At 50.6% G+C, this 22,270-nt stretch carries 25 protein-coding genes; 12 read left to right on the top strand and 13 right to left on the bottom strand.

All coding sequences use genetic code 11. The features are described 5' to 3' along the window. The first annotated feature begins 18 nt into the window (after window positions 1-18). Entirely contained in the window at window positions 19-909 is an 891-nt protein-coding gene (locus B4V02_RS22255; RefSeq protein WP_094156450.1) for an alpha/beta fold hydrolase, read from the top strand. Window positions 910-1,110: 201 nt separating this feature from the next. Here the strand turns inward: B4V02_RS22255 and B4V02_RS22250 are convergent, their stop codons facing one another. The 4 genes from B4V02_RS22250 to B4V02_RS22235 form a co-directional block, all read right to left on the bottom strand. Continuing rightward, on the bottom strand, window positions 1,111-1,965 hold the full coding sequence (locus B4V02_RS22250; protein ID WP_007428595.1) for an SDR family oxidoreductase: 855 nt from the start codon (window positions 1,963-1,965) through the stop codon (window positions 1,111-1,113). After that, window positions 1,962-3,056 carry a mannonate dehydratase gene (gene uxuA, locus B4V02_RS22245; RefSeq protein ID WP_007428596.1) on the bottom strand — a complete coding sequence of 365 codons (1,095 nt, stop codon included), beginning with the start codon at window positions 3,054-3,056 and terminating at the stop codon, window positions 1,962-1,964. The genes B4V02_RS22250 and uxuA overlap by 4 nt, the downstream gene beginning before the upstream one ends. Window positions 3,057-3,156: 100 nt before the next feature. Beyond that, a complete protein-coding gene (locus B4V02_RS22240; RefSeq protein WP_094156449.1) occupies window positions 3,157-3,834 on the bottom strand; it encodes a GntR family transcriptional regulator in 678 nt (225 codons plus the stop codon). A gap of 214 nt (window positions 3,835-4,048) precedes the next feature. Beyond that, window positions 4,049-6,478, bottom strand: a complete 2,430-nt coding sequence (locus tag B4V02_RS22235) for a UvrD-helicase domain-containing protein (RefSeq protein WP_094156448.1) — start codon at window positions 6,476-6,478, stop codon at window positions 4,049-4,051. 266 nt (window positions 6,479-6,744) lie between these two features. On the opposite strand from B4V02_RS22235, the gene B4V02_RS22230 reads away from it, so the two are divergent. Both B4V02_RS22230 and B4V02_RS22225 read left to right on the top strand, forming a co-directional pair. Then, on the top strand, window positions 6,745-7,584 hold the full coding sequence (locus B4V02_RS22230) for a zinc ribbon domain-containing protein (protein ID WP_094156447.1): 840 nt from the start codon (window positions 6,745-6,747) through the stop codon (window positions 7,582-7,584). Window positions 7,585-7,649: 65 nt separating this feature from the next. Continuing rightward, window positions 7,650-8,438: a TrmB family transcriptional regulator gene (locus B4V02_RS22225; protein WP_094156446.1), complete on the top strand. Its 789-nt coding sequence runs from the start codon at window positions 7,650-7,652 to the stop codon at window positions 8,436-8,438. 8 nt (window positions 8,439-8,446) lie between these two features. Here the strand turns inward: B4V02_RS22225 and B4V02_RS22220 are convergent, their stop codons facing one another. After that, window positions 8,447-9,079, bottom strand: coding sequence for an NUDIX hydrolase (locus B4V02_RS22220; RefSeq protein ID WP_094156445.1), 633 nt, complete (start codon window positions 9,077-9,079; stop codon window positions 8,447-8,449). Between the two features lie 174 nt (window positions 9,080-9,253). On the opposite strand from B4V02_RS22220, the gene B4V02_RS22215 reads away from it, so the two are divergent. Together B4V02_RS22215 and B4V02_RS22210 are read left to right on the top strand one after the other, a co-directional pair. After that, window positions 9,254-9,547, top strand: a complete 294-nt coding sequence (locus B4V02_RS22215) for a hypothetical protein (RefSeq protein WP_007428606.1) — start codon at window positions 9,254-9,256, stop codon at window positions 9,545-9,547. Window positions 9,548-9,619: 72 nt separating this feature from the next. Beyond that, window positions 9,620-10,321, top strand: a complete 702-nt coding sequence (locus tag B4V02_RS22210; protein WP_094156444.1) for a histidine phosphatase family protein — start codon at window positions 9,620-9,622, stop codon at window positions 10,319-10,321. A 113-nt stretch (window positions 10,322-10,434) separates the two neighbouring features. Here the strand turns inward: B4V02_RS22210 and mscL are convergent, their stop codons facing one another. Further along, the gene (gene mscL / locus B4V02_RS22205; RefSeq protein ID WP_094156443.1) at window positions 10,435-10,929 is read right to left on the bottom strand and encodes a large conductance mechanosensitive channel protein MscL; all 495 of its coding nucleotides are present in this window, start codon (window positions 10,927-10,929) and stop codon (window positions 10,435-10,437) included. Window positions 10,930-11,079: 150 nt separating this feature from the next. Here mscL and B4V02_RS22200 point away from each other — a divergent pair, with 150 nt between their 5' ends. Continuing rightward, window positions 11,080-11,523 carry a carboxymuconolactone decarboxylase family protein gene (locus tag B4V02_RS22200; RefSeq protein WP_094156442.1) on the top strand — a complete coding sequence of 148 codons (444 nt, stop codon included), beginning with the start codon at window positions 11,080-11,082 and terminating at the stop codon, window positions 11,521-11,523. Window positions 11,524-11,542: 19 nt separating this feature from the next. Further along, on the top strand, window positions 11,543-12,496 hold the full coding sequence (locus B4V02_RS22195) for a sigma-70 family RNA polymerase sigma factor (protein ID WP_094156441.1): 954 nt from the start codon (window positions 11,543-11,545) through the stop codon (window positions 12,494-12,496). A gap of 133 nt (window positions 12,497-12,629) precedes the next feature. On the opposite strand, the gene B4V02_RS22190 is transcribed toward B4V02_RS22195, so the two are convergent. The 4 genes from B4V02_RS22190 to B4V02_RS22175 all read right to left on the bottom strand — a co-directional run bounded on the left by B4V02_RS22190 (window position 12,630) and on the right by B4V02_RS22175 (window position 15,932). Beyond that, a complete protein-coding gene (locus B4V02_RS22190) occupies window positions 12,630-12,968 on the bottom strand; it encodes a DUF4870 domain-containing protein (RefSeq protein ID WP_007428348.1) in 339 nt (112 codons plus the stop codon). A 420-nt stretch (window positions 12,969-13,388) separates the two neighbouring features. Further along, window positions 13,389-13,670, bottom strand: a complete 282-nt coding sequence (locus B4V02_RS22185; RefSeq protein WP_007428349.1) for a hypothetical protein — start codon at window positions 13,668-13,670, stop codon at window positions 13,389-13,391. A 29-nt stretch (window positions 13,671-13,699) separates the two neighbouring features. Beyond that, on the bottom strand, window positions 13,700-14,851 hold the full coding sequence (locus tag B4V02_RS22180) for an MGDG synthase family glycosyltransferase (RefSeq protein ID WP_094156440.1): 1,152 nt from the start codon (window positions 14,849-14,851) through the stop codon (window positions 13,700-13,702). A 43-nt stretch (window positions 14,852-14,894) separates the two neighbouring features. Next, a complete protein-coding gene (locus B4V02_RS22175; RefSeq protein WP_094156439.1) occupies window positions 14,895-15,932 on the bottom strand; it encodes a serine hydrolase domain-containing protein in 1,038 nt (345 codons plus the stop codon). Window positions 15,933-16,295: 363 nt separating this feature from the next. Between B4V02_RS22175 and B4V02_RS22170 the strand changes: the two genes are divergently transcribed. Both B4V02_RS22170 and map read left to right on the top strand, forming a co-directional pair. Beyond that, window positions 16,296-16,484 carry a hypothetical protein gene (locus B4V02_RS22170; RefSeq protein WP_007428354.1) on the top strand — a complete coding sequence of 63 codons (189 nt, stop codon included), beginning with the start codon at window positions 16,296-16,298 and terminating at the stop codon, window positions 16,482-16,484. A gap of 138 nt (window positions 16,485-16,622) precedes the next feature. Beyond that, on the top strand, window positions 16,623-17,372 hold the full coding sequence (map, locus tag B4V02_RS22165) for a type I methionyl aminopeptidase (RefSeq protein WP_043890690.1): 750 nt from the start codon (window positions 16,623-16,625) through the stop codon (window positions 17,370-17,372). A gap of 51 nt (window positions 17,373-17,423) precedes the next feature. Here map and B4V02_RS22160 read toward each other — a convergent pair whose 3' ends face one another. Further along, window positions 17,424-18,725: a hypothetical protein gene (locus B4V02_RS22160; RefSeq protein ID WP_094156438.1), complete on the bottom strand. Its 1,302-nt coding sequence runs from the start codon at window positions 18,723-18,725 to the stop codon at window positions 17,424-17,426. A gap of 144 nt (window positions 18,726-18,869) precedes the next feature. Here B4V02_RS22160 and B4V02_RS22155 point away from each other — a divergent pair, with 144 nt between their 5' ends. Next, window positions 18,870-19,415 carry a GNAT family N-acetyltransferase gene (locus tag B4V02_RS22155; protein WP_094156437.1) on the top strand — a complete coding sequence of 182 codons (546 nt, stop codon included), beginning with the start codon at window positions 18,870-18,872 and terminating at the stop codon, window positions 19,413-19,415. Here the strand turns inward: B4V02_RS22155 and B4V02_RS22150 are convergent. Both B4V02_RS22150 and B4V02_RS22145 read right to left on the bottom strand, forming a co-directional pair. Next, window positions 19,372-20,631: a DUF438 domain-containing protein gene (locus B4V02_RS22150; RefSeq protein ID WP_094156436.1), complete on the bottom strand. Its 1,260-nt coding sequence runs from the start codon at window positions 20,629-20,631 to the stop codon at window positions 19,372-19,374. The genes B4V02_RS22155 and B4V02_RS22150 overlap by 44 nt on opposite strands. Window positions 20,632-20,645: 14 nt before the next feature. Continuing rightward, window positions 20,646-20,873 carry a DUF1858 domain-containing protein gene (locus tag B4V02_RS22145; protein ID WP_007428359.1) on the bottom strand — a complete coding sequence of 76 codons (228 nt, stop codon included), beginning with the start codon at window positions 20,871-20,873 and terminating at the stop codon, window positions 20,646-20,648. Between the two features lie 235 nt (window positions 20,874-21,108). Here B4V02_RS22145 and B4V02_RS22140 point away from each other — a divergent pair, with 235 nt between their 5' ends. Both B4V02_RS22140 and B4V02_RS22135 read left to right on the top strand, forming a co-directional pair. Further along, window positions 21,109-21,828 carry a hypothetical protein gene (locus B4V02_RS22140; protein WP_094156435.1) on the top strand — a complete coding sequence of 240 codons (720 nt, stop codon included), beginning with the start codon at window positions 21,109-21,111 and terminating at the stop codon, window positions 21,826-21,828. Between the two features lie 39 nt (window positions 21,829-21,867). Then, a complete protein-coding gene (locus B4V02_RS22135) occupies window positions 21,868-22,269 on the top strand; it encodes a GntR family transcriptional regulator (protein WP_007428361.1) in 402 nt (133 codons plus the stop codon). Window position 22,270 lies beyond the last annotated feature (1 nt).

Genomic DNA, 22,270 nt, shown 5'->3' with positions numbered 1-22,270 from the left:
TTGGAGGAGAATATGATCATGAACATCCTGAAAGTCAACGGCGTTGATTTGGCCTATGACAGTTTCGGTAACGAAAATGACGAGGCTATTATCCTAATCGCCGGGCTTGGAACCCAGATGATCCGATGGACGGTTCCGTTTTGTCGGATATTAGCAGCGCGGGGCTTTCGCGTGATTCGCTTTGACAATCGCGACGCAGGTTGCTCGACACACTTTAGCCATTATCAGGCGCTGGATTTTGGCGCACTGGCGACTGCACTCATGTCGGGACAGCGACCGGACATCCCTTACACTCTCGATGACATGTCCAACGACGCGACCGGACTGCTCGACGCCCTTTCAATTGACCGGGCACATTTCGTTGGCAGGTCGATGGGCGGAATGATCGCCCAGATTGCAGCCAGTGAGTACCCTGAACGGGTTTTATCACTCACCTCCATTATGTCCAGTTCCGGTAATCCCGCCCTTCCGCAAACTTCCCCGGATGTTATGGCGATGATGACTAAACCGGCACCGAACCCATTTGAGGATGAAGCAGGGTTTTTGGCGCACAGCCTCTCTTTTGCCAAACGCATCGCCGGCACCGGCTATCCGTTTGAAGAGGACGCTTATCGGGCGCTTATTCTGGAGGAAGTCCAGCGAGCCTACGATCCAGGCAGTGTCGGACGACAAATTGCTGCGATCGCTGTCTCCGGCGACCGTCGTCCGCGGCTGGTGACCATAAAAGTACCAGCACTTGTCATTCATGGGGTGGACGATCCCCTGTTCGTCCTGGCGTGTGGCGAGGACACGGCTTCTGCCATCCCGGGCGCCGAGCTAATGTTGGTTGACGGGATGGGACACGACTTGCCGCACCAACTGTACAAAGTAATCGCTGATGGCATAGAGCGAACGGCTCGTCGCAATTGACACGCGCTTCCTGAATAGCAACCAGCCGGAGTCCCGTGGTGCCCGCTGGGGCTGAGTAGGCCCAGGGACGCAGGGCTGATCCATTTGCAACCTTGGCGCATACGACCCGGGTGGAAGCGGCGGTGCTCTTGGAACGATGTTATTGATACAATAATGCCCTTGCCACTTCATATGGAAGGGCAAGGGCTGAGAATGAAGGGATTATACCCCTGAATAGGCCATGAATCCACCATCTACCGGAACGACCGTACCGGTAACGAAACCGGACGCGGTTTCATCGGCCAGCCACAGCAGTGTGCCAAGCAGGTCTTCAGGCTCGCCGAACCGACGCATCGGGGTGTGGGCAATAATCTTGGCCGAGCGCTCGGTAAGCGAGCCGTCCTCGTTGATGAGCAGTTGCCGGTTCTGCTCTGTCAGGAAAAATCCGGGGGCAATGGCATTCACCCGAATGCCAGATTCGGCCAGATGTACGGCCAGCCACTGGGTGAAGTTATTGATGGCGGCTTTGGCAGCGCTGTAGGCGGGAACCTTGGTCATCGGACTGGGAGCGCTCATGGAAGATATGTTAAGGACCACGGCGCCAGGTCGCCCGATCATGCCTTTGGAAAAAATCTGTGTCGGGATTAAAGTCCCGATAAAATTTAAATCAAGCACATTGCGGAAGCCGGGCACACTGAGATCGAAAAAGGTAGTGATTCCAGCCTGGTCCAGATCTTCAGGATGAAACGTCTCCAGACTCGTATTAGCGCTGGGATGGTTGCCGCCTGCTCCATTGATTAGAATATCGCACGGACCGAGCAGGCGCCGGACCGTTTCCTCGGCCTGCTTCATGCTTTCGGCATCGGTCACGTCGCAGGCAACCGCGATGGATTCTCCGCCGCTCTCACGGATTTCCTTTGCTGTCAAATCGCCCTTTTCAGCAGTACGGCTCAAAATGGCGACCCTGACACCCTGGCGGGCAAGCTCCTTGGCCATGACGCTGCACAGCACGCCGGAGCCGCCGGTTACCACAGCTGTTTTTCCGGACAAAGCCGGATGCAGGGGAAGAGTAGTCAATTTACATCCCTCTTTTCGTTGGAAGATAAGCCCGCATTTCGCTCATACGCGTCCCACAAGCCCCATAAATACATGATGCCGAGCGCTCTGTCATATAGCCCGTAGCCCGGTCTGCATTGCTCATCCCAGATATGGCGGCCGTGATCCGGTCTGGCGTAACCGGTAAATCCCACATCGTGGTATGCTTTGACAATACCAGTGATATCAACGCTCCCATCCTGCGTCCGGTGGGAGGTTTCGATGAAGTCACCATTTTCGAATACCCTTACGTTGCGGATATGGGCGAACGGAATGCGGTGGGCAAATTCGCGAATCATAGCAACGATGTCGTTATCTGGATTGGCGCCAAGCGAGCCGCTGCATAAAGTGATGCCGTTTGCCGGACTGTCGTGCAGAGCCAGAAATTTGCGCAGATTGTCCTGGCTCGTAATGATGCGTGGCAGTCCGAAGATGGACCATGGTGGGTCGTCGGGATGAATGGCCATCCGGATTCCGTTTTGTTCCGCAACAGGGATGATGGCGTCTAGGAAGTACTGCAGGTTTTCCCATAGGTCCTCTTCTGTAACATCTTTATAGGCTTCAAACAGCGCTGTCAAATGTTCGAGGCGCTCCGGCTCCCATCCGGGCATTGTAAGTGCGCTGTTCTCATTGATCTGGCGTACCAGCTCAAACGGGTCAATGCCATGAATTTTGGCTTTTTCAAAAAAAAGCGCGGTCGCCCCGTCCTCGGTCGTTTTATGCAGATCAGTCCGCAGCCAATCGAATATCGGCATAAAATTGTAACAGATGACCTTAACGCCAACCTGGGCCAGCTTCTCAATGGTCCGAATGTAATTCCCGATATAAAGATCGCGCGTAGGTCTCCCCAGTTTGATATCTTCATGTACATTGACGCTTTCCACCACATCAAGATGAAGTCGAGCCTGATCGGCCTGTTTCTGAATATCCAAAATGCGCGCCAAAGGCCATTCCTCTCCTGCTGGAACATCATGCAGCGCCCATACAATGCCCTCTACACCCGGGATTTGTTTGATTTGTTTCAGAGAAATCGTATCATTGCCTTCTCCGAACCAGCGGAATGTCATTCGCATTACCGCACCGCCTTTCCTTTTTCAAGATAATGGATAACGCTTACATAAAAAGCTAGCTCAGTAAAAAGCAGACGTCTACCGCCCGCTCCTTATCTGAAACCTACTTAAAATATTCAGGGTACTGCCCCCGAAGGACATTTAAATCCGCTACACCCAGATTCAAATGCTCATGCATGATGCGTTCCGCCTCGTCCGCTGCCTTACCGCGTATGAATTCCACCATCTTGCTGTGTTGATCATAAAGATGGTTCCAATGAGGATTCGTATCGAGCCGCAGCATGCGTACCCGGTTAAAATGGACATTCAACTGCTGCATAACGCCCCACGTTGCGAGCTTCCCGCAGCCTTCAAACAGGATTCGGTGGAACGCTTCATCCAGGTCGAACATTCGCCGGCCTTCATGCCGTTCAATGCTTTCACGCTGTTGTACGAGGTTTGCTTCCAATTTAGCAAGCCAGTCGGCAGAAAAGTTCGTGCAGGCAAGACGGATCACAGCGCATTCGAGCTGCTCGCGCATAAAGCGAGCTTCCTCGACAAGCCCGGTATCAATCAGAGATACTTTTGTACCGCGTTGCGGGAAAACCAGCACTAATCCTTCCTGGGCAAGCTTGACAAAACTTTCGCGGACCGGAGTCCGGCTAACCTGAAAGCGGACGGAAGTCTCTTTCTCGGACAGGGCGGTTCCGGGCGGAAGTTCAAGACTAATAATCTGCTCTTTCAGCAGGGCATAGACGGAATTTCCGGCCGATCCGCTGTGGCGATACATACTTTCATCCATATATTCACCTCCCTATAACCATACTACCATACTTGTATGGTAGTATGGTGTATTTTATTTAGTAAGCTCTGTGGGTTTTTATATCTATCCAGATCGTTAAATAGCAGGTTGAAAAAGAAAGCGACAGACCAGGGCTTTATTTCACGTCCTAGTCTGCCGCGTTTTCTTTGATTTAGTCTGTCTAACACCCGGCTACACGCCTCATGCCTATCGCCTATCTGGCCGGGATGCTGCGTGTCCCCTCCGTCATCGGGGAGGAGCAAAGCGGGCACACTGGCGGTGTGTCTGTGCCGGCCGCAGCTTTTCGGCGTCCACCCGTTGTGTCACGCCGCATCCACGCCTTGCAGGCGTCGTCAGTGCATTTCCACACGGGCACGCTAATGCGTGGCTCTGTGCGTGAGCCTGCCACTGACGAGGTCGTTCGCGCCGCAGCACTGCCCGGCCCGGACCTGCTGCTCACGCGGGTCGCTACACTGGATGTGGGCGCTCCACCGCTAACACGGCTGCCGTACCCGGAAGCACCCTTCGGTTGCCCGAAGCTGGTACGGCGCGTTTCCGGCTTGGAAGCCTCGGGAGGTGTGACCCCATAGGCTTCCAGCAGGAAGCGCGACACGGCGGCAGGCTTGCCGTGATTGGAGGCTGGCGAGGTGATGTACAGCAGCTCCTTCGCCCGGGTGACGGCCACGTAAGCGAGACGGCGCTCCTCCTCCAGAGCTGCGTCGTTATCCACGGCCGCTGTAGGTGCTGCGCCTGCCCGCCGATCCTCCGGTAGCTCGCTGTGCAGCGCCGAGCTGTGCGGCAGGATGCCTTCGCTTGCCCCGATCCAGTAGACGCAAGGGAACTCCAGTCCCTTGGCGCGGTGGATCGTCATGAGCCGAACGGCATCGCTGTCTTCCTCTCTGCGCAGCGATTCCATCTGGCGGTGACGCTCGGAAAGCTCGTCCGCAAAGCTGACGAACGCCTCCACCGTGTCAAACCGCTTCGCCGCAGTCTCCAGCTCCTCCAGGCTTTCCTGCATCGTTTCCTTATAATGAGTCCACGCGCCTGTATCTCCGCTTTCCAAATATTTGTCATAAAAGACGCGGCGCATTTCTTGAATGGCATAGGCCGGTTTCATGGTCGATAGGCTGCGAATCAGACGGATACGCTCTTTTACTTGTTCACGCTGAAAATCACGCAGCCGATCCCAGCGGCTGAGATGAATCAGCGGATATTTTTTAGCCTGCTGCTTTTCCTCGCGCATAATCCATTCCATCCCCGCTTCACGGGAGACATACAGCGGCCCCAGGGTGCTGGGGATCGATTCCATCCGCCGGGGATTCAGCGACAGCCGCAGGTGATCCATTAAAGGACGAATCAGGGTTTGGTCATAAAACACAGCGCCTGCTCCATATTGAATAAACGGCACATCCCGCATAATTAATTGTTCAAAAATAGATCGGCTCCCGCTGGCTGTCCGGTGCAAAATAGCGATATCCCGGTAGCGAAGCTGGCCTTCCTCCACCTGTCCGAGCAGATGAGTGACGATATGCGCCGCTTCTTCCTCGGGCCCGGATGGGGTAGCGAACTGCGGCGGCAAGCCTTCATGTCCGGCAGCCGCCAGGCGTTTGGAGCGTCGATGGACATTTTTGGCGACAATGTTGGAGCCCAGCCCCAAAATCCGCGCATCGCTGCGATAATTAATATCGAGGGTGATGACCTTCGCATCCTTGTAGACCTTGTCAAACTCCAGAATGGATTCCTGACGCGCCCCATTAAAGGTATAGATCGTCTGGTCATCATCACCGACGACCATCAGATTGCGGTGCCTCGCAGCCAATCGCTGCACCATTTCGTATTGCAGGGCGTTCGTATCCTGAAACTCATCGACCATGATGTAGGAAAAACGCCGCTGAAGCGGCTGAAGCACGTCCGGGTCACGCAGCAGAACGGAGGCACGCAGCAAAATATCGTCAAAATCCATTTTGCCGCGTTCCTGCTTCCACGCTTCATAAGCGAGCATGGCACGCTTGGCATCCGATTCTTCGCGTACGGTTTCCGGCAGCTCGTCGGCGCTGCGGCCTTCCGCTTTCCAGGCAGAGAGGGCAGACAGCAGACTTTCCGGCTGGAAAGCCTCGCTGAGCCCAAGCTGGCGCAGCATCATTTTCATAACCGTATGTTGGGCTTGTGTTTCACCGAACACTTCGTCCTGGACGCCATGATGACGCAGCATCGCCAAAGCGAATGAGTGAAAGGTGCGTGCCTGAACGGCACGTGCAGCGGCAGGCCGTACACCGGGCAGTCCTGCGATGCGCAGCTTCATTTCGGCAGCCGCCTTGCTGGTGAAGGTCACCAGCAGGATGGACGACGCCGGGACATCCCGCATCGCCATCAGGTAGCCTGCACGGGCAGCCAGCACCGTGGTTTTACCACAGCCCGCTCCGGCCAGTGTCAGAAGGGGGCCCTTGCCGTGGCGGACAGCCTGTATTTGCGGGCGGTTCAGATGAATATTCGCATCCTCCAAGGCACGAAAATAGGCCGAGTCCTGGTCGGTGTCGGGTACCAGTGTCGTACTGGTATCTATGGAAGCACGACGAGCTTGCGGGCTCGGTGTTGAATAAGAAACCCCGATAGGTCGGGGATAAAAAGCAGGATTTGGGTCCATGATCCTGAAACCCCTTTCGATCATAAAATCTTCCATTTTCACAAATGGGGGTAGTTTTTGGTATGATAGAGTTCTAGTAGCTGAAATTCATGCGGATCTTGCCAAAGTGTCAGCGCGTCATAAGGTTGTCGCTAATGTCGTAGCCTGCAAATAGGCGATATGACCGCATTCCATTATACAGGAGTTCGAGGTTTGCCAACAGAAAAAAACTTTGGGATATGCGGACGGTATGGGGAAATCCGGCTGGATATAGGGAGGAAATAACGATGAAGCTGATTCAACGTATCAAGGAAAGCGCTAATCGCGCTACAGAGAAGGCACAGCATGCTGTCGAGATTAGTAAAATAAATTCACAAATTACCGCGATTCAACAGGAGATGGATGTTCATTTCTTGCGGATGGGTCAGATCTTCTATGAGGGCTACCGGGCATCCGATATGTCGGTGGCAGAAACGGAGATGACACAGCTATCCACCGCCTGCGATGAGCTTCAGGATGAAATTGACGAGTTGCGCAGCAGAATTGCGCAATTGAAAAACGCTCATCTCTGCACCTGTGGAGCGGTTGTGCCCTTGGATGCGAATTTTTGTCCCAAATGTGGACGCAAGCTAAATGAAGGGCAGGCTGCTTCCAGGCAAGTGGCTGCTGTGCGTGAAGAGATACCGACAGACGTCTACTCTTTTGATCTGCGCAAGCCAGAGACAGCCAGGGATGCTGCACCTGCTTACACGGAGTATACAGAGCATGAAGTAGTTGAGCGGCATGAACAGGAGCAGGAGGGGCTGCATGAAATATACGAACTAGCCGGATCAGACCGCAATTATGTGTCTGATTTTACACCGGAGGAAAAAGCGGCATTCGATGAGGAATGGGAGCGCCGTCGTCAGGAAGAGATCGAGAAAGAGCACCTCCGTCTTGAAGAGCTGGAACGTGAGCGTGAGCGTCAGGAGGAGCTGGATGAGCGCATTCGATATTGGAAGGCGAATAACTCCGGGGCAGAGAAGCCAGCTACGCAAATACGTGAACATGTAAAATGCCAAATTTGCACAGCAGAGCTGCCTAAAGGCTCCAAGTGGTGCCCGCGTTGCGGAGCTGAACAGATTTGACGCAGCCGAACAGGCTGTCGCAGGACACAGACAGAACGCCGGGCAGCATAGGGGGAACAGAACATATGGAGCGTTTGCTGCATCATCTGCGGAATCTGGGCTTTACGGAAATGGAAGCCAAGGTCATGGTCGAGCTATCGAGGCAAAATGCTGCTTCCGGCTATGAAGTGGCTAAGCGTCTGGGCGCATCGCGCTCCAACGTATACGCGGCTTTGCAGCGGCTGGCCGGACAGGGATATCTCAGAACCAGCACAGGAGAGCCTGTACGCTACAGCATGCTGCCATCGGGCGAGCTGACCCGAATGATCGAGGGACAGATGCAGGAGTCTCTGCGTGCAGTGGAGAAGGAAATGCCAAGAGCAGAGCCAGCCAAGCCGACTTTTTATAACGCGGAAGGCGACCGGAATGTGCTGGAGAGCCTGACACGTGAGCTGGAACGGGCGGAGTATGAGATTGTGCTCGATTTGTGGCGTGAAGAAGCTGAACTGTTGCGGGCCGAATTGGAAAAAGCCGAAAAACGGGGTGTGCGCCTGCTATGGTCCTGCAATAACGGCGAAAGCGTGCTGGGACCATGGCTGCCGCGTGCGGCTGGCAAAAACGGACAGGAAGCGGAAGGACGCAAGTTTTCTTTTGTCGTTGATCGGCGCTGGTGCATGCTGGGGATGCGGGGAGAGAATTGCCCGACACAGGCGCTCATTACCGAGCATCCGGTGATGACAGGATTGCTGCTGAATCATTTTGCCCAGGATCTTATTCTGTATGAGTTGGAGCATGATATGGGCAGCGAGCTGTCAACCCGTTATGGCTGGCGGTATGAGGGCATTATCGGCCAATATATGACAGGTGGAGAATAGCATAAGGATTACTGGCTGGAAAGTTCCAGCAGCGACCGGCATATCGATGTAATGTATCCCGCTTTATGAGGCACGAATTGATCCGATGTGATCAGACGGCGAGTTTTTTCCGGATTCGGTCCCGAAGTTATGCCGTATGCTTCCAGAAAAGGAATGCGCCCTTCAAAAAGGGCCAGCGCTTGCTCAAGGTCTGCTTCGTACAGTCCGGCCACTTCTTCCTGCTGGAGACGATAAGCCTCCAGTGGCTGGTTCGACAGCAGTCCAAACACCGAGCTTACCTCACGGTCCCAAAAGGATGTGCCCTGTGCGGTTCCCTTACTTTCATACCGAACGGTCATCAGCGGTGTCAGTGAGGTAAAGGGGACGTGAATGCCTAGCTCTTCCTCCAGTTCACGGGCTGCCTGAGATACATCTTCGCCTGCCGTCAGATGACCAGCAGCCGTAATATCGTAGTATCCGGGGAAGGTGTCCTTCGAATCCTGGCGCTGTTGAAAGAGCAACCGACGGCCTGTGGAGGTGTCTCGTGCCAGCCAGCAGTGAAAAGTATGGTGCCAATATCCTTTGGCATGTGCTTCTTGTCGGGAAGCAGTGCCAAGGGGCCGGTCTTCATCATCGTAGATATCCAGAAGCTCGCTAGTCATTGTGGTTCCTCCTATAATCAGCTCAGATGTAAAAGGTCTATTTTACAGTATAACGTGTTTTCTGTTCTGAGGATATGAAGACGGCTGTGGAATGTGCAGCGGCATTTGGGGTATGCTGGAAACATGGGGATTTGCGCCATAAACTAGGTTTATGATCGAAAGGAGCGGTTTTACATGGAATGTATTGTACATTTTCGAGTCATGCACCCGGAGGAGCCCAAGGAGCTGCGCGGGCTGATTATGCTGGAAAGCGGAGGCAAGCCGGGGATCGACCAAATCACAGATATGTTCAAAAATATGGGCTATGATGTACGTCCGGATAATCCGGAGGAATTGATTTTCAAGCCAGTTGATGCCAGAGCAGACTATACATATATCCGGGTTATTGAGCTGGATACGGGTGAGGAAGTCTATCATGAAGACCGGAACTTGCGTGCGATTCTGGAAAATTTGCTGAACAAGCATTAAGGATCAGGAGAGCTATAGGATAACATGAGATAAAGCGATCCTGTTGTAATTCATAGGAACGGAGTAAAAAATATGAGATTGTATATCATCCGCCATGCAGATCCAGATTACCCGAACAACACCATCACCCCGGAGGGGCATCTGGAAGCCCAGGCACTGGCCAAACGGCTGTCCAGTCACGGACTGGACCGTATTTATGCTTCACCGATGGGGCGGGCTCTGGATACGATGCGCTACACTGCTGATGCTCTCGGTATGACTCATGAAGTGGAGCACTGGACGCAGGAGCTGGCCCTGAAGCTGGAGGAGACTCCATACGGTCGTCTATCCCATTGGGATCTGCCCGGTGAAGTGATCCGCTCTGAGCTGCCCCTTCCGACGCATGATACTTGGAAGGATATTTCCTATTATCAGGGAACGCAAAGTCCCGAAACCTTCGAGCGGCTGAAGTTTCATTCCGATGAATTTCTGAAACGCCAGGGATTTGAGCGAATCGGGGGCAGATACCGGATTCTCAAGCATACCGAGGATCAGGTGGCTGTATTCTGCCATGGCGGCTTTGGGCTGACCTGGCTGGCCCATCTGCTGGAGCTGCCCTTGGCCTTGGTCTGGTCCGGCTTTTGGATGCCGCCTAGCTCTGTAACTACGATTTTATTTGATGAGCGCTCCAAGGAATGGGCTGTCCCGCGCTGCATCGGCTTCGGTGACGTCTCCCATCTGTATGCAGAGGGCTTGCCCGTCAGACCCCGCGGTATTATTACCAATTTTAATTAATCAGGCTTTGATATCCATGTAAAAGCGGCTTAGGACGATGTATCGTCTTAAGCCGCTTATTTATAGCCGTATGAGTTCGATTGGACTAAAAATACGCTTAGCTGAAAATGGAGTTAGCTACGAGCTTCCACGTACCCTTCCAGCTTGGAGGTGCAATGTGCGCAGCGGGTAGCCGCTACAGGAATTTCCGACAGGCAATGCGGGCATTCCTTGATCGTTTTTTCCTGAGGAGGTTTTTCTTCCTCTTTACGCTTGAGCATATTAATCCCTTTGACCAGCAAGAACACGCAGAAGGCCACGATCATGAAGTCGAGCAGGACGTTGAAAAATTGCCCGAACGCCATAACCGCAATGCCAGCTTCTTTAGCCTGTGCCAGAGTCATGCGGGTTCCATCTGTGTTATATGGATCTGCACCTACAGCATAATACAGATCAGCAAAATCAACGCCGCCCAGAAGCTTGCCAATCGGAGGCATAATAATATCGTTGACTACAGAAGTGACAATCTTGCCAAACGCTCCGCCGATGATCACACCGACCGCGAGATCAATCACGTTACCCCGTACAGCGAATTCTTTAAACTCTTTAATGAAACCTTTTCCGCTCATGTAAGTGCTCACCTGCTTTTCATAAAATCATTTATTTATAATACATGCTATGTCGACCAAGGGCAATTCCAAATTGATGTATTGCATGTTGTCACAAAATCACATGTTCATTTGTCTTCTAGATGTAAACCAATAATGGAGGCGATGATCGTGAGTTTAAGATTCAATTACAGAACAGTGAGTCCAAGCACATTCAAGGCAATGATGGAGATGGAAAAATATATTTCCGGCCGTTTTGCAGACAAGGTATTGTACGAGCTGCTGAAAATTAGAGTATCCCAAATCAATGGATGTTCCTATTGTCTGGACATGCATGCCAAGGATTTGCTCAAGCTGGGGGATTATGCGGATCACATTTTACAGCTTGCCTTATGGCGCGAGGTTCCTTTGTTCACGGAAAAAGAACGTGCTATGCTTGAATTAGCTGAAGCCGTTACCCGTATCTCGGAACAAGGGGTGCCTACGGATTTGTATAATCGGGTCAGAGAGCATTTTAGCGAGGAAGAATATGTGGATTTAATCATGGCGGTTAACGTTATTAACAGCTGGAACCGGATTGCCATAGCGACAGGGATGTATCCGGGCATTTTTTAATGGAACAGGGGGCCACGCTTTGACTGGCAAAGAACAAGGGATTGAACAGGAATCGGTGGATTTAAGTCTGGAGGAGCTGTATCAAAAATATCGCAAATATTCGTTTGCCATTGCTTATCGCATGCTTGGAACGGTTACAGATGCCGAGGATGTAGTTCAAGACTGCTTTGTCGAGCTGGAGAATAAGCCCCTGAATGACATACAGAATCCCAAAGCCTATGTAGCCAAAATGACGATGAATCGGTGTCTGAATCTGCTGAACTCTGCGCGTAAGCAAAGAGAGACGTATGTTGGACAATGGCTGCCGGAGCCGCTTGGCGAAAGCGCAGATCTGCCTGCGGAATGGCTGGAGCGTAAGGATATGATTTCTTACGCTTTTCTCGTTCTGCTGGAGCAGCTCAAGCCGATCGAACGTGCTGTCTTTGTGCTGAGGGAAGCTTTTCAATATGATTATAAAGATATTGCAGAACTACTGGGGAAGACCGAAAGCAACTGTCGTCAGCTATTCAGTCGCTCTCGTCGTATTCTGTCTTCCGGGGAATCTGTCCTTGCCGCTCCGGCAAGCAATCCCCAAAATAATGCTGCCAGAATAAAGCTGCTGGAGCGTTTTACCTCGGCCTTTCTCGCCTACGACGTGACTGCTATGCTGGAACTGCTGGCTGAACAGCCTGCATTTGTGGCGGATGGCGGAGGCAACGTGCATACGGTGATGAGACCGATGGTGGTACGCAAAGGCGTTCTCGCCCTGTTAACCTCTCGTCGGGTGCTGACCGCATTGCGGGAGAGAGAACTTGTCCACACCGTTATCAATGGTGAGTTGCAACTGGCATTTCTGCAAGAAGGCAAAGTGAAAGAAGCCTTATGTATCAGACTGACACCGGACGGGGAGCATATTCAGGATTTTTATTTAATGATCAATCCGGATAAACTGGGACATATTCATGTAATTCAAGAAGGAGCCAATAAGCTATAAAAATAGCCTCTCCTCACGTAGCTGCTTTAGATGAGTATTTACATGAACCAGGCTGTTCCACAAGGCCATCAGAGCAATCTGATGGCCTTGTGGATTTTGCTTTGAAACGGATAGATTCAAGCACAAATTTCTTTTACAATTGCCGAGCCTGATGTAGAGCCAGATCACCTACCCAAGGAAGCTTAAGCCATTTGCCTTGTCCCGCACGGATTAACAGGATGATCCACAAGGCAAGGCTTGCCAGTGTCAGCAGGGAAGCGAGTAAAGGACCCAGTAGCGGAATGAATCCGGCAAGCACATGACCGATCATGAGAGCCACAAACAAAAATATGGATTGCAGGGCGTGAAATAATACAAAGCGGCTTTTCTTCTCCAGCATGACAAAGGCCAGTGCGCCAAGGAAGGCAAACAGGTAGCACAGGACAGCTGCTATATTTTCATCCAATCCCGTGGAAGACTTATAGACTGACATATCAAAGTGATCCCCCTTTAGAAGTTTTCAAGCTCAGGCTCTGTACTATACAAACTATGAGGTAGGGAACGTAGGATATGCTAACCCTCGGCAGAAAAGTTCAAACCCGATAAGCCGTACTCGAAAAATGAACATAAAAACGATAGAAACTTATAAGTTCGGTTCAGCTAAGCTGTGTTTGAAATATGAAAAGGCTGAACGAAAGTGAATTCGCTCAGCCATTTACACAGTTATACACAATTTTTGCACATGTTGTACGCAATTTATCCACTGTATCACCATGCTTATCCACAAAATAAACATGGTTTATACACAAATTGTGCACAAACTGTAGACAATATGATATTTACTCACATGTTGCGCACATTTTGTCCACAAACTATCAACAAGTTGGTCTTAGTAGTGGATATCTTGTAGTATTTAGCGGTCTCCACGTTGTAAACGACGGCGTGGATGCGTGATTTTACCCTTTTTATTCTCGTCATCCTCTTTGGGGATAAGTCGTTCATCAGTGCGTCCGTCATGATGATTATCAAAGGCGTATTCGGTCATTTTCCACTCGGAAGTACCTAAAACAACATCAGCGGGAAAATGCTGACCTCTGTGCAAATGCTGCTCATGTCCATCCTCATCCACATAAATCCCATCCACTTCTACCTTTTCGCCCGTTAGCGGGAGCAAATCCTTTCCTTTGTGTTCCATTGTATCCCCTCCGTCTGGCTTATTCTTCATTAAGTTGTCCGGATGGAGGGTCTTTTATCCACAAGCTGATGCAAAATATCCTCGGCAATCCGGTCTGCGGGATGGGGCTTGCGAAGCAGTTCAATCGAATGCTTCATCTCCGCAGCGAGAGAAGGGCTGGAAATCAGCTCGATACAATGCTGGATGAGCTCCTGCGTCGTGCGAGCAATGCGGGCGGCTCCTTTTTGCTCCAAATACAGGGCGTTATTTAGCTCCTGACCGGGTACGGGCTTGAACACAAGAATGGGTAGACCGGATGCGATGCTTTCCGAGAGTGTGATGCCCCCGGGCTTCGTAATCACCATATGGCTTGCTCGCATGAGTGCGGGAACATAGTCTACGAATCCATAGGTGTATATATTGGGATGGCCTGCATACAGCGCATCCAGTTCTGCTTTCAATTGCTGGTTGCGCCCGCAGACGATCAATAGCCTTAGCTGTGGAAGCTGGCTTAATTGCCGACAGATGTCCAGTATGCCAGATAGTACACCATAGGCTCCTGCCATAATCAGCAGCGTTGTAGTCCCTGAGATGGGCTGCGGGATCGTATGCTGCTGATTGGCTGCTTCTTCCGTGGACATAGGATAAAAAGAAGCATGGATGGGGATACCCGTAGCGACAATACGCTCAATAGGTATTCCCCGCTGTGCTGCCTCCTGCTGAATATCCTCTGTGGCTACATAGTAGCGGTCAATATCAGGATGTAGCCATCGTCCATGCAGGTCGAAATCTGTAACCACGTTGACAATCGGCAGCTTCATTCCCAATTTGCGGCGCAACACCGGGAGAGCCAGCTGCGGGAACGTATGTATGACGAGGTCGGGTTTTTCTTTGTCGAGTGTAAGCGCCAGTTGTCGCATTCCAAAGGAATGCAGCACGCTGCCAAAGGCTGACTTGGCCTGCATCCCTCGTGTGATGTTATAGACCCAGCCGTAAAGCTGAGGAATCGTTTTGAAGCTTTGCATATATACAAATTTGGTCAGATCATTCAACCAGGGATGGGATTCAGCCATTAAGTCGAGGAGTTGTACCTCACAGCGTCCGATTCTTCGCAAGCTATCCATGATTGCCCGGGCGGCCTGTACGTGGCCTTCTCCGTAGCTAGCATATAAGATTAATATTTTTGGTGCTGCGGCTTCCATGATGTTTAGCCCCCTATTATTCAATAAGCGCATAAAGCTCATTTTAGGAACGTTCCAGGCTGAGGGAGGATACGGCTGGCAAAATGTAGCGCTCCAGTAGTGAGCGTGGATTTTTCCAGCGGCTGACCTTGCTGTCTGCAGTAAATACCACGACTGCATCGGCTTCAGGCACAAGATAAATTTGTTGTCCTCCATGTCCATGCGCACATGCGTAGTCGATGCCATGAAGTCGTCCGGTCCACCATTGGAATCCGTAGTCCCCGAATTCTGGATAGCCTTCAACCTGTCGCTGCGTCGCTTGACGCAGCCAATCAGCCGGGATCAGCTCCTGTCCAATCCAGAAGCCTTGATGAAGGCAGCAATCGCCGAATTTAGCCATGTCACGTGATGTGAGATACAGACCGATGTGCCCCATAGTATAACCCTCAGGGTCTGTAGCCCATCCACTTCTTCCGAAACCTAACGGCTCGAAGAGATGCTGTAGCGCGTACGTATAGGCGTCAGTTCCGCAGCATTGGGTCAGCAGTACGGACAACAGATGCGAATCCACACTGCGGTATTGGAATACGCCCAATTGATCCGCCTGCACTGGCAGGCGCAGGGCAAAGGACGGCCAGCTTTTGCTGCGATGAAAACGGCGGATAAAAGCCTCGCCAAGCTTTTTGCCCGTCTGCCAATACAGACCGGATGTCATCGTCAGCAAATGGCGAATCGTAACCCGCTCCAGCAGCGGGTCCTCCCGCCGTGGCAGATACTCAGGCAACAGCTTATGCACAGCCGTCTCCGGCCCAGGCATATCGCCACGTGCCATGGCAATACCGATGAGCGTGGAAGTGAAGCTTTTGGTCGCGGATCGCAGATCGTTCAGAGCGCTTGCTTCGTGTCCGTTGTAATAGCGTTCCCAGATCAGTTTGCCGCGGCGAAGCAGCAGGAAGCTGCGCATTTTAGTAAACTTTTTCTCGATTTCGCGGTCAGCCTGATCGAGCAGGGAGGCATTGATGCCCTCCTCCTCACAAGTTCCGTTGCTCAGGGCAGATAGACGGGCGACCGGGGCGGTGAACAACGGAGCATAGCGGCGCATCCTTTTCCCTCCTTGTTATGTTTATTTATTTTACCCCAAACACATACACTCCAAAAGCCGATAAATAAGGTATGCCTCTGTGAGCCAGCTAGATCGTTACTCCAAATAACATGAAGCGTAAAAGATAGGTAAACTCAATGTAAATTTACTGGAAAGCTGAAAGCAGTATCTGAATATGTTATAATGGGGTAGTGATTCAGCCAAACGAAGATCGGTTAATACTAGTGTCAGGTACATGCCTTGCATAAGGCGTTCCCGACCTAAGCTGCATTAGACATACTACTTCACTGCATAAGGACATCTATACTTTTCGGCATTCTCTTCAACGGAGCACTTATTTTCAACGTTTTGGGAGGGAGTTACATGGCAACGAAAGGTCACAATGAAGTAAAGGAAAGTCTGCGGGAAATGACTCGAATTTTCCGGCCTAAGGATCCCAAAAAATTTGTAAAGGAATATGTGCGAAAATACCGGATTACAGGAGGGTATGAGGAAGAGTTAACCATGGTGGTGGAAAACGAACTCGGTCGCATAAATTCTTCAGTATCTTAAAGGGTACGATTACCCGCAAAACTAGAAATACGCCTTTTATAAACCGTCTATCCACAGAGGAGACGGTTTTTTTGTGTTCGTCTTGCATACAATGGGATAGGTTTAGTAAAAATGGTGTGACAAAGGAGGCGGATTCCAATAGAAGTAGCGATACGAACACCGGAGGAAATCGGCTATATGAGAGAAGCCGGGCGCATTTTGGCTGATTGCCATCGTGCGCTGGAGAGCCGTATTCTTCCGGGAATTACAACGCTTGAAATTGATGCATGGGTGGAACAGTTTTTGAGCAAGCGCGGTGCCACGCCGGAACAAAAGGGCTATAAAGGCTTTCCTTATGCCACCTGCGCTTCGGTCAACGAGGTCGTATGTCATGGCTTCCCCTCGGAGCGGGTGCTGCATGATGGGGATATTGTGACCATCGACATCGTGGTTAACAAGGACGGCTGGTTGGCCGACCGGGGGTGGACCTATGCGGTAGGTAACGTCAGTCGTCCGGTCGCACGGCTGTTACGACAGACCCATAAGGCGCTGGTACGCGGAATCGAGGTTGCCCGTCCGGGGAGGACGTTGGGGGATATCGGGCACGCGGTGGAAAAAACGGCAGGTTGGCGGCGCTTTGGCATCGTCAAGCCTTTGATCGGACATGGGATTGGCCGCCAGATGCATGAGCCGCCGGATGTTCTGCACTACGGCCGTGCCAGAACGGGATTGCCGCTGCGTGAAGGAATGGTGATTACCATCGAGCCGGTATTTACGCTCGGAACCGAAGGAGCCGTGCTGTGGGATGATGATGGGTGGACCATCAGCACGGCCGACGGCAGTTGGGGCGCACAATACGAGCATACGATTGCAATCACGAAGAATGGCCCATACATTTTGACCTCGTAAAGGATAGTGTGCCTTAGGGAGTCCAATGTGCTTTCTTTTGCATTAGGCTCTCTAGGTGAATTTTTTCTCAGGATGATTCTTCATGGTGTTCATAGATATTTTTCGATAGAGCAACAGATAGATACTCAGCTCAATGGGAGAGGATACGGCCATCACAATTCCAGCCACTTTGCCGTCCAGCCCAGGAAAAAAACAGATACACAGGATTAGCGCAAGAATCGCAAAACCCACAGAAAACAGCCTGCCAATGAAGATGGGTTTGGTATTGCCGATCAATATCGACCGCCCAATAAAATATTCTACCCACGGATAAAATGCGACATAGACAGCCAATATGCGAAGCAGCCCTCTGGTTTCCAGCAACAGCTCTCCTTCCAGTCCCAATACATTCCGCAACACAGGGTCACCTGCAAATCCGAAGGATAACAACAGCAACAGCAATGGCGACAGGGCCGACAAAAAGCTCAAAAATATCAGAACCTCCCGGCGCCTGGACGTATAAAATTGAATGACAATCTGATGTAGGGAACTGCAAAACCAGACGAATAAATTCAAAATTTGCAAGGCTACGGAGAAAGAGGCCACGGCCAAAAGCGGGTCCGATGTATTGTTCAGCGCAGCTTGTATGGAAGGATTCAGAATGACCAGTACTAGCGCCGAATACAGCAAAGGAAGGTAAAAAGGGAGCAGATGTTTTGCATCTTGGATGGTTTGCTCTCCGTTGTCAGTCGGCAGCTTTCTTTTCAGAACCCGCCCTTCCAAAAAGGTGATGACCAGCTCAATGAAGATGCCTGCAATAAAAATGGCGGCCCCGATTCGTCCGTCATTCGTCCAGCCTGCACGGATTAAAAACCAAGACGCGAGCAGCATCACGACAATACGTATGGACGAGCTGAACGTCATCCATGCGGTTCGATGCTTGTTAATGATAAGTCCCTGATAAATGTTACGGACAGCAACCAATATGTATAGTAAAGTAAGAACCTGAAATACGTTCTTGGTAGGTTCGATCAATGCCGGAGATACGCCGAATACATACTGAAAGACCAGATTACCTACGGGTGTCAGCCCGATACTCCAGCCAACGATCAGTACAGCCGCCGCTACGAATGCACATAAAATACCGATAGAATGAACCGACTTGCGGTCATAGCCGAATTTCGTGGTCATTTGCCGCACGGCGGTTAACGGCGTTTCCAGCAGCAGGCACAGGCTGACAGCGACCGCATAGCTGCTTAATGTAAATGAAGGATACTCTGAACGCGCGAGCACGGCATTCACGATGACATGCGTTAATGCGGCAATCAAAGACGAAATGCCTAGCGGAACATAAAATAAAACGATTTTATTCAAGTTGAATCCTCCAATAACAACTGAGTAGTATAAGAGCTGCTGTAATATCGAACTTCACGAAACAATGAATATTTTTTATTATAGATCAAGATTCGGCTCGTCGATAGAATAATAAGCATAATATTGGAAATAGGGGTGGCCCAAATGATAATCAGGGAAGCAACGATAACAGATACTGCGGACATCGCCAAGGTGCATGTGGATTGCTGGAGAACGACATACAAAAATATAATGCCTGACGAGGTTCTGGAGCAGCTTTCCTATGAGCAGAGAACAGAGCTGTGGAATGAAAATCTGTCCAGTGAGGATGGTCATCTGGTATTTGTAGCGGAAAATGAGAAGGGGGAAATCATCGGATTTGTAAGTGGAGGTCCGGAAAAGTCAGGAGAATACCCCCCGTATGGGGGGGAAATAACGGCTATTTATGTTTTAAAAGAATACAACAGTTTGGGGCTGGGGAGGGGCTTATTGATGCGTCTACTACAGCATTTCAGCAGTATGCAGATTCATTCCGCGATTGTGTGGGTGTTAGCGGATAATCCAGCATGTACATTTTATGAAAGGCTGGGGGCCAAGCTAGTAGTAGAACAGCATCTTATTCATATAGGTGGCAAAAACCTGAATATGTTAGCCTACGGCTGGGGAACTATTCCGACAGAATCCGCTTTTGTCCTTCAAGAGCGCGAATAGGCGCGACATTTTGCGTGAATTCCAGCGTTCCCAGATAGCGGCCTTCGGCATCACGAATGGCAAAATAACGGATGTAGACAAATTTGTCCTTGATCGGAATCCAAAAATCCTCCACATCCTTGCGACCTGCTTTGAAGTCCTCCAGCAGCTTCTCAACGACATGCACGCTTTGCGGCGGGTGGCAATTTTGTACGGTACGACCAATAACGGCCTTTGTGCGGGCAAAGATCCGTTCTTTGCCGTGAGAGAAATAGCGAACAACATCATTCTCATCGATAAAGGTCAAATCAACGGGGAGGTGGTTCATCAGCAGTTCCAATTGTTGCACGGATAGAATCCCCGTCTCGAATCGCACAAAGCCTTGTGGTGTTCCTGATGCTCCTTCCTTTTGCTCAACCGCTTCTACAGGCTCCGCCGCACGCTCTGGTATCCATTCCCGCTCAGGAGCGGTCAGACAGAACCCGATTTCCGCGCTTTCCCTGGCTATTTTTAGCCATTCATCCTCAGTTAGCTTGCCAAGTGCCATCGGCAGTAAAATATTTTCTTCTTTGAATATCATTTCGTTGACTTCGCTTATGATATGGGCAAGCGCCTTCCCGATCAGCTCACGATCTCCGTTATATTGGGTGAGCAGGTTCTTTGCCTCTTTGATCGAATTACGGATGCCGTCGTCCACTCCCCACATCACTTTGGTAGGACCGAATATGCCGTAGCGCTCCAGATAAGGGAAGACCAGATTTTCTTTGCGGCTATAGTGCTTGTCGAGATCCATCAGCAGGCTTAAATCCTCGAGCAGCTTGTAAATAACCTTGGGGCTGTCCTCCTTTTGAAATTGCTCTGCATGCAATGCCAGCTTGAAGTTGACCAGCCGTTCGATCTCCCGGTTTTCCAGCTTGAAGGTGTGGACAGGATGTCCCGGCTGTTCCTCTGGTCCTGAAGGACGGTGAATATCCTCAATAGAGCCCTTGAATATCGATGTATGCACGGAACAGAGGCGTTGGACTTCCGACACCGGGATTCCCTCCTCGGTCATCAATGCATGCTCCATGGCGGAAATTTCAGACACGCTTACTCCGCCTACGGCCTCTGCGAAGCGCGCTTTAACTTCTTCCACGCTTTTTCCGGCATGTAATTCTTTTATAATTTCCTTCAGGATTCGTTGACGTTCTGTTAATTCCTGTGGTGTATGTTCACGGTTGTTAATTAACTCGCTCATGATCTTTAGCTCCTTTATTTTTGAATGGTAAAACCATGCTGCATAAACGTCTGCTGCACAGTTTCCATACTTATTTTCTTTAATGTAGTTCCTTTGGACAGTGTCATAAAACGTCCCGCGGTTTGTAGCATGCCAGGCTTGGCGATATCGTGAAAACCAAGCTCTACCATAATGCTCGTCACTTCGGGATATCGACTAACAAGGTTAAATATCGGCTCATCCCAATGCAGTATCTTATCCATCTGCTCATCCCCTTTAGTGAGAACGTTTATCAGTTACAGAGTAGCATAGGTTCTGACCAACCTTTGTGATTGTACGCACAATTTAAATTTTTAAAATTGACAGGTGTGTTGTACAGTTTATATACTGTGTATAAAGATATATACAGTAATAACACTGATTACGGTGATGATCCTCAGAAGCCATAAGAGCTGAGGCTATCATTACAGACGGTGCAGAAGGGATCAGGATGAGAAAATGGCAATCATGAAGCAGGCATGGGCAATCACCCGTCAGGATTTTCGCAATAATCCATATGCGCTATTGTGGACATTACTTTTTATTATGTATCTGGGTTTTACCATGAGCTTTGTTGTAAGTATGGAGTTTGGTGAGAGTGGAGCTTTAAATCCGGCAGCTGATTTTGTCATGCTGGTGCTGATGCCGTTTCTTGGATTCATTTATAACCGTCGTACATTTAAATATTTGCAGGAAGACTCCTATACACATATGCTGGCTTTCCTTCGCACATTGCCCATCCCGGTGAGCGCGGTCATTATGAGCCGCATTCAACAAGCGATTTTTGCGTTTATCGGGAACAGTGTGGTGTTTTTTATTCTTCTGTTTACGGTGTCAGGAACGCTTCGGGCCTATGCCGGCTCAGGTTTCTTTATATCGTTTGCTCTGACCTGGATAGGCTACGGGATGCTGATTCAAGCCATCTATATGTATTTGGAATTTCTTAAAAGGGGAAAAGCCTACTTTTGGCTATCACTTATCATCATGCTGATTTGCGGAATGATTTCGATTATGGTTCGAATATACGGAGCCAATCTGGTATCCATAACGGCATTTTACAGCAAGGAATGGCAGCTGTTGTCCCCCGTGATGTGGGGAGCGCTGGCGACAGGAGTTTTTGGAATTTTTGTGTCCTATCGAATGACACTGCGCAAGCTTATCAAGCGTGATCTGGCATAGCAGCATGTGTAGGAGGATACAGAGAGGGGAGAGACGCAGGTGAATATACCGGTGCACATTGATGAGAATAGCGCTGAACCGCTGTATGCGCAGATTGAAAAGCAGCTTCGTTCACTCATCGTAACCGGACAGATTGCAGCGGGAACGCTGCTTCCCTCCATTCGGGAGTTTGCGGGGACGCTCCGTTGCAGCGTGATCACCGTCCGGCGGGTCTATCAGGATTTGGAGAACGAGGGCTTGCTTCGTACCCGCCAGGGAACGGGAACCTTCGTCGCGCTAGTAGAGGAAAATATGCGTTCAGCCCACCGACTCAAGGCGGTGACCGAGGCACTGGACACAGCGATTGCTACGGGCATCGCTGTACAGATGACAGAGCAGGAATTGTTGGAGCTTTTCGCAGAGATGGTGAAGAAAAGGTATGAAGTCAAAGCAAAGGAGTGAC

The organism is Paenibacillus kribbensis (genome assembly GCF_002240415.1).
Lineage (GTDB): Bacteria > Bacillota > Bacilli > Paenibacillales > Paenibacillaceae > Paenibacillus > Paenibacillus kribbensis.
The sequence above is the reverse complement of the archived record's forward strand: the minus strand, read 5'-3'. Positions and strand labels throughout refer to the sequence as shown.

Excerpts from the sequence above, each read along its gene's own strand:
- B4V02_RS22255 (WP_094156450.1), top strand. The coding sequence starts at position 19 with ATGAACATCCTGAAAGTCAACGGCGTTGATTTGGCCTATGACAGTTTC.
- uxuA (WP_007428596.1), bottom strand. The coding sequence starts at position 3,056 with ATGCGAATGACATTCCGCTGGTTCGGAGAAGGCAATGATACGATTTCT.
- B4V02_RS22240 (WP_094156449.1), bottom strand. The coding sequence starts at position 3,834 with ATGGATGAAAGTATGTATCGCCACAGCGGATCGGCCGGAAATTCCGTC.
- B4V02_RS22235 (WP_094156448.1), bottom strand. The coding sequence starts at position 6,478 with ATGGACCCAAATCCTGCTTTTTATCCCCGACCTATCGGGGTTTCTTAT.
- B4V02_RS22230 (WP_094156447.1), top strand. The coding sequence starts at position 6,745 with ATGAAGCTGATTCAACGTATCAAGGAAAGCGCTAATCGCGCTACAGAG.
- B4V02_RS22225 (WP_094156446.1), top strand. The coding sequence starts at position 7,650 with ATGGAGCGTTTGCTGCATCATCTGCGGAATCTGGGCTTTACGGAAATG.
- B4V02_RS22220 (WP_094156445.1), bottom strand. The coding sequence starts at position 9,079 with ATGACTAGCGAGCTTCTGGATATCTACGATGATGAAGACCGGCCCCTT.
- B4V02_RS22215 (WP_007428606.1), top strand. The coding sequence starts at position 9,254 with ATGGAATGTATTGTACATTTTCGAGTCATGCACCCGGAGGAGCCCAAG.
- B4V02_RS22210 (WP_094156444.1), top strand. The coding sequence starts at position 9,620 with ATGAGATTGTATATCATCCGCCATGCAGATCCAGATTACCCGAACAAC.
- mscL (WP_094156443.1), bottom strand. The coding sequence starts at position 10,929 with ATGAGCGGAAAAGGTTTCATTAAAGAGTTTAAAGAATTCGCTGTACGG.
- B4V02_RS22190 (WP_007428348.1), bottom strand. The coding sequence starts at position 12,968 with ATGTCAGTCTATAAGTCTTCCACGGGATTGGATGAAAATATAGCAGCT.
- B4V02_RS22185 (WP_007428349.1), bottom strand. The coding sequence starts at position 13,670 with ATGGAACACAAAGGAAAGGATTTGCTCCCGCTAACGGGCGAAAAGGTA.
- B4V02_RS22180 (WP_094156440.1), bottom strand. The coding sequence starts at position 14,851 with ATGGAAGCCGCAGCACCAAAAATATTAATCTTATATGCTAGCTACGGA.
- B4V02_RS22175 (WP_094156439.1), bottom strand. The coding sequence starts at position 15,932 with ATGCGCCGCTATGCTCCGTTGTTCACCGCCCCGGTCGCCCGTCTATCT.
- B4V02_RS22170 (WP_007428354.1), top strand. The coding sequence starts at position 16,296 with ATGGCAACGAAAGGTCACAATGAAGTAAAGGAAAGTCTGCGGGAAATG.
- B4V02_RS22155 (WP_094156437.1), top strand. The coding sequence starts at position 18,870 with ATGATAATCAGGGAAGCAACGATAACAGATACTGCGGACATCGCCAAG.
- B4V02_RS22150 (WP_094156436.1), bottom strand. The coding sequence starts at position 20,631 with ATGAGCGAGTTAATTAACAACCGTGAACATACACCACAGGAATTAACA.
- B4V02_RS22145 (WP_007428359.1), bottom strand. The coding sequence starts at position 20,873 with ATGGATAAGATACTGCATTGGGATGAGCCGATATTTAACCTTGTTAGT.
- B4V02_RS22140 (WP_094156435.1), top strand. The coding sequence starts at position 21,109 with ATGGCAATCATGAAGCAGGCATGGGCAATCACCCGTCAGGATTTTCGC.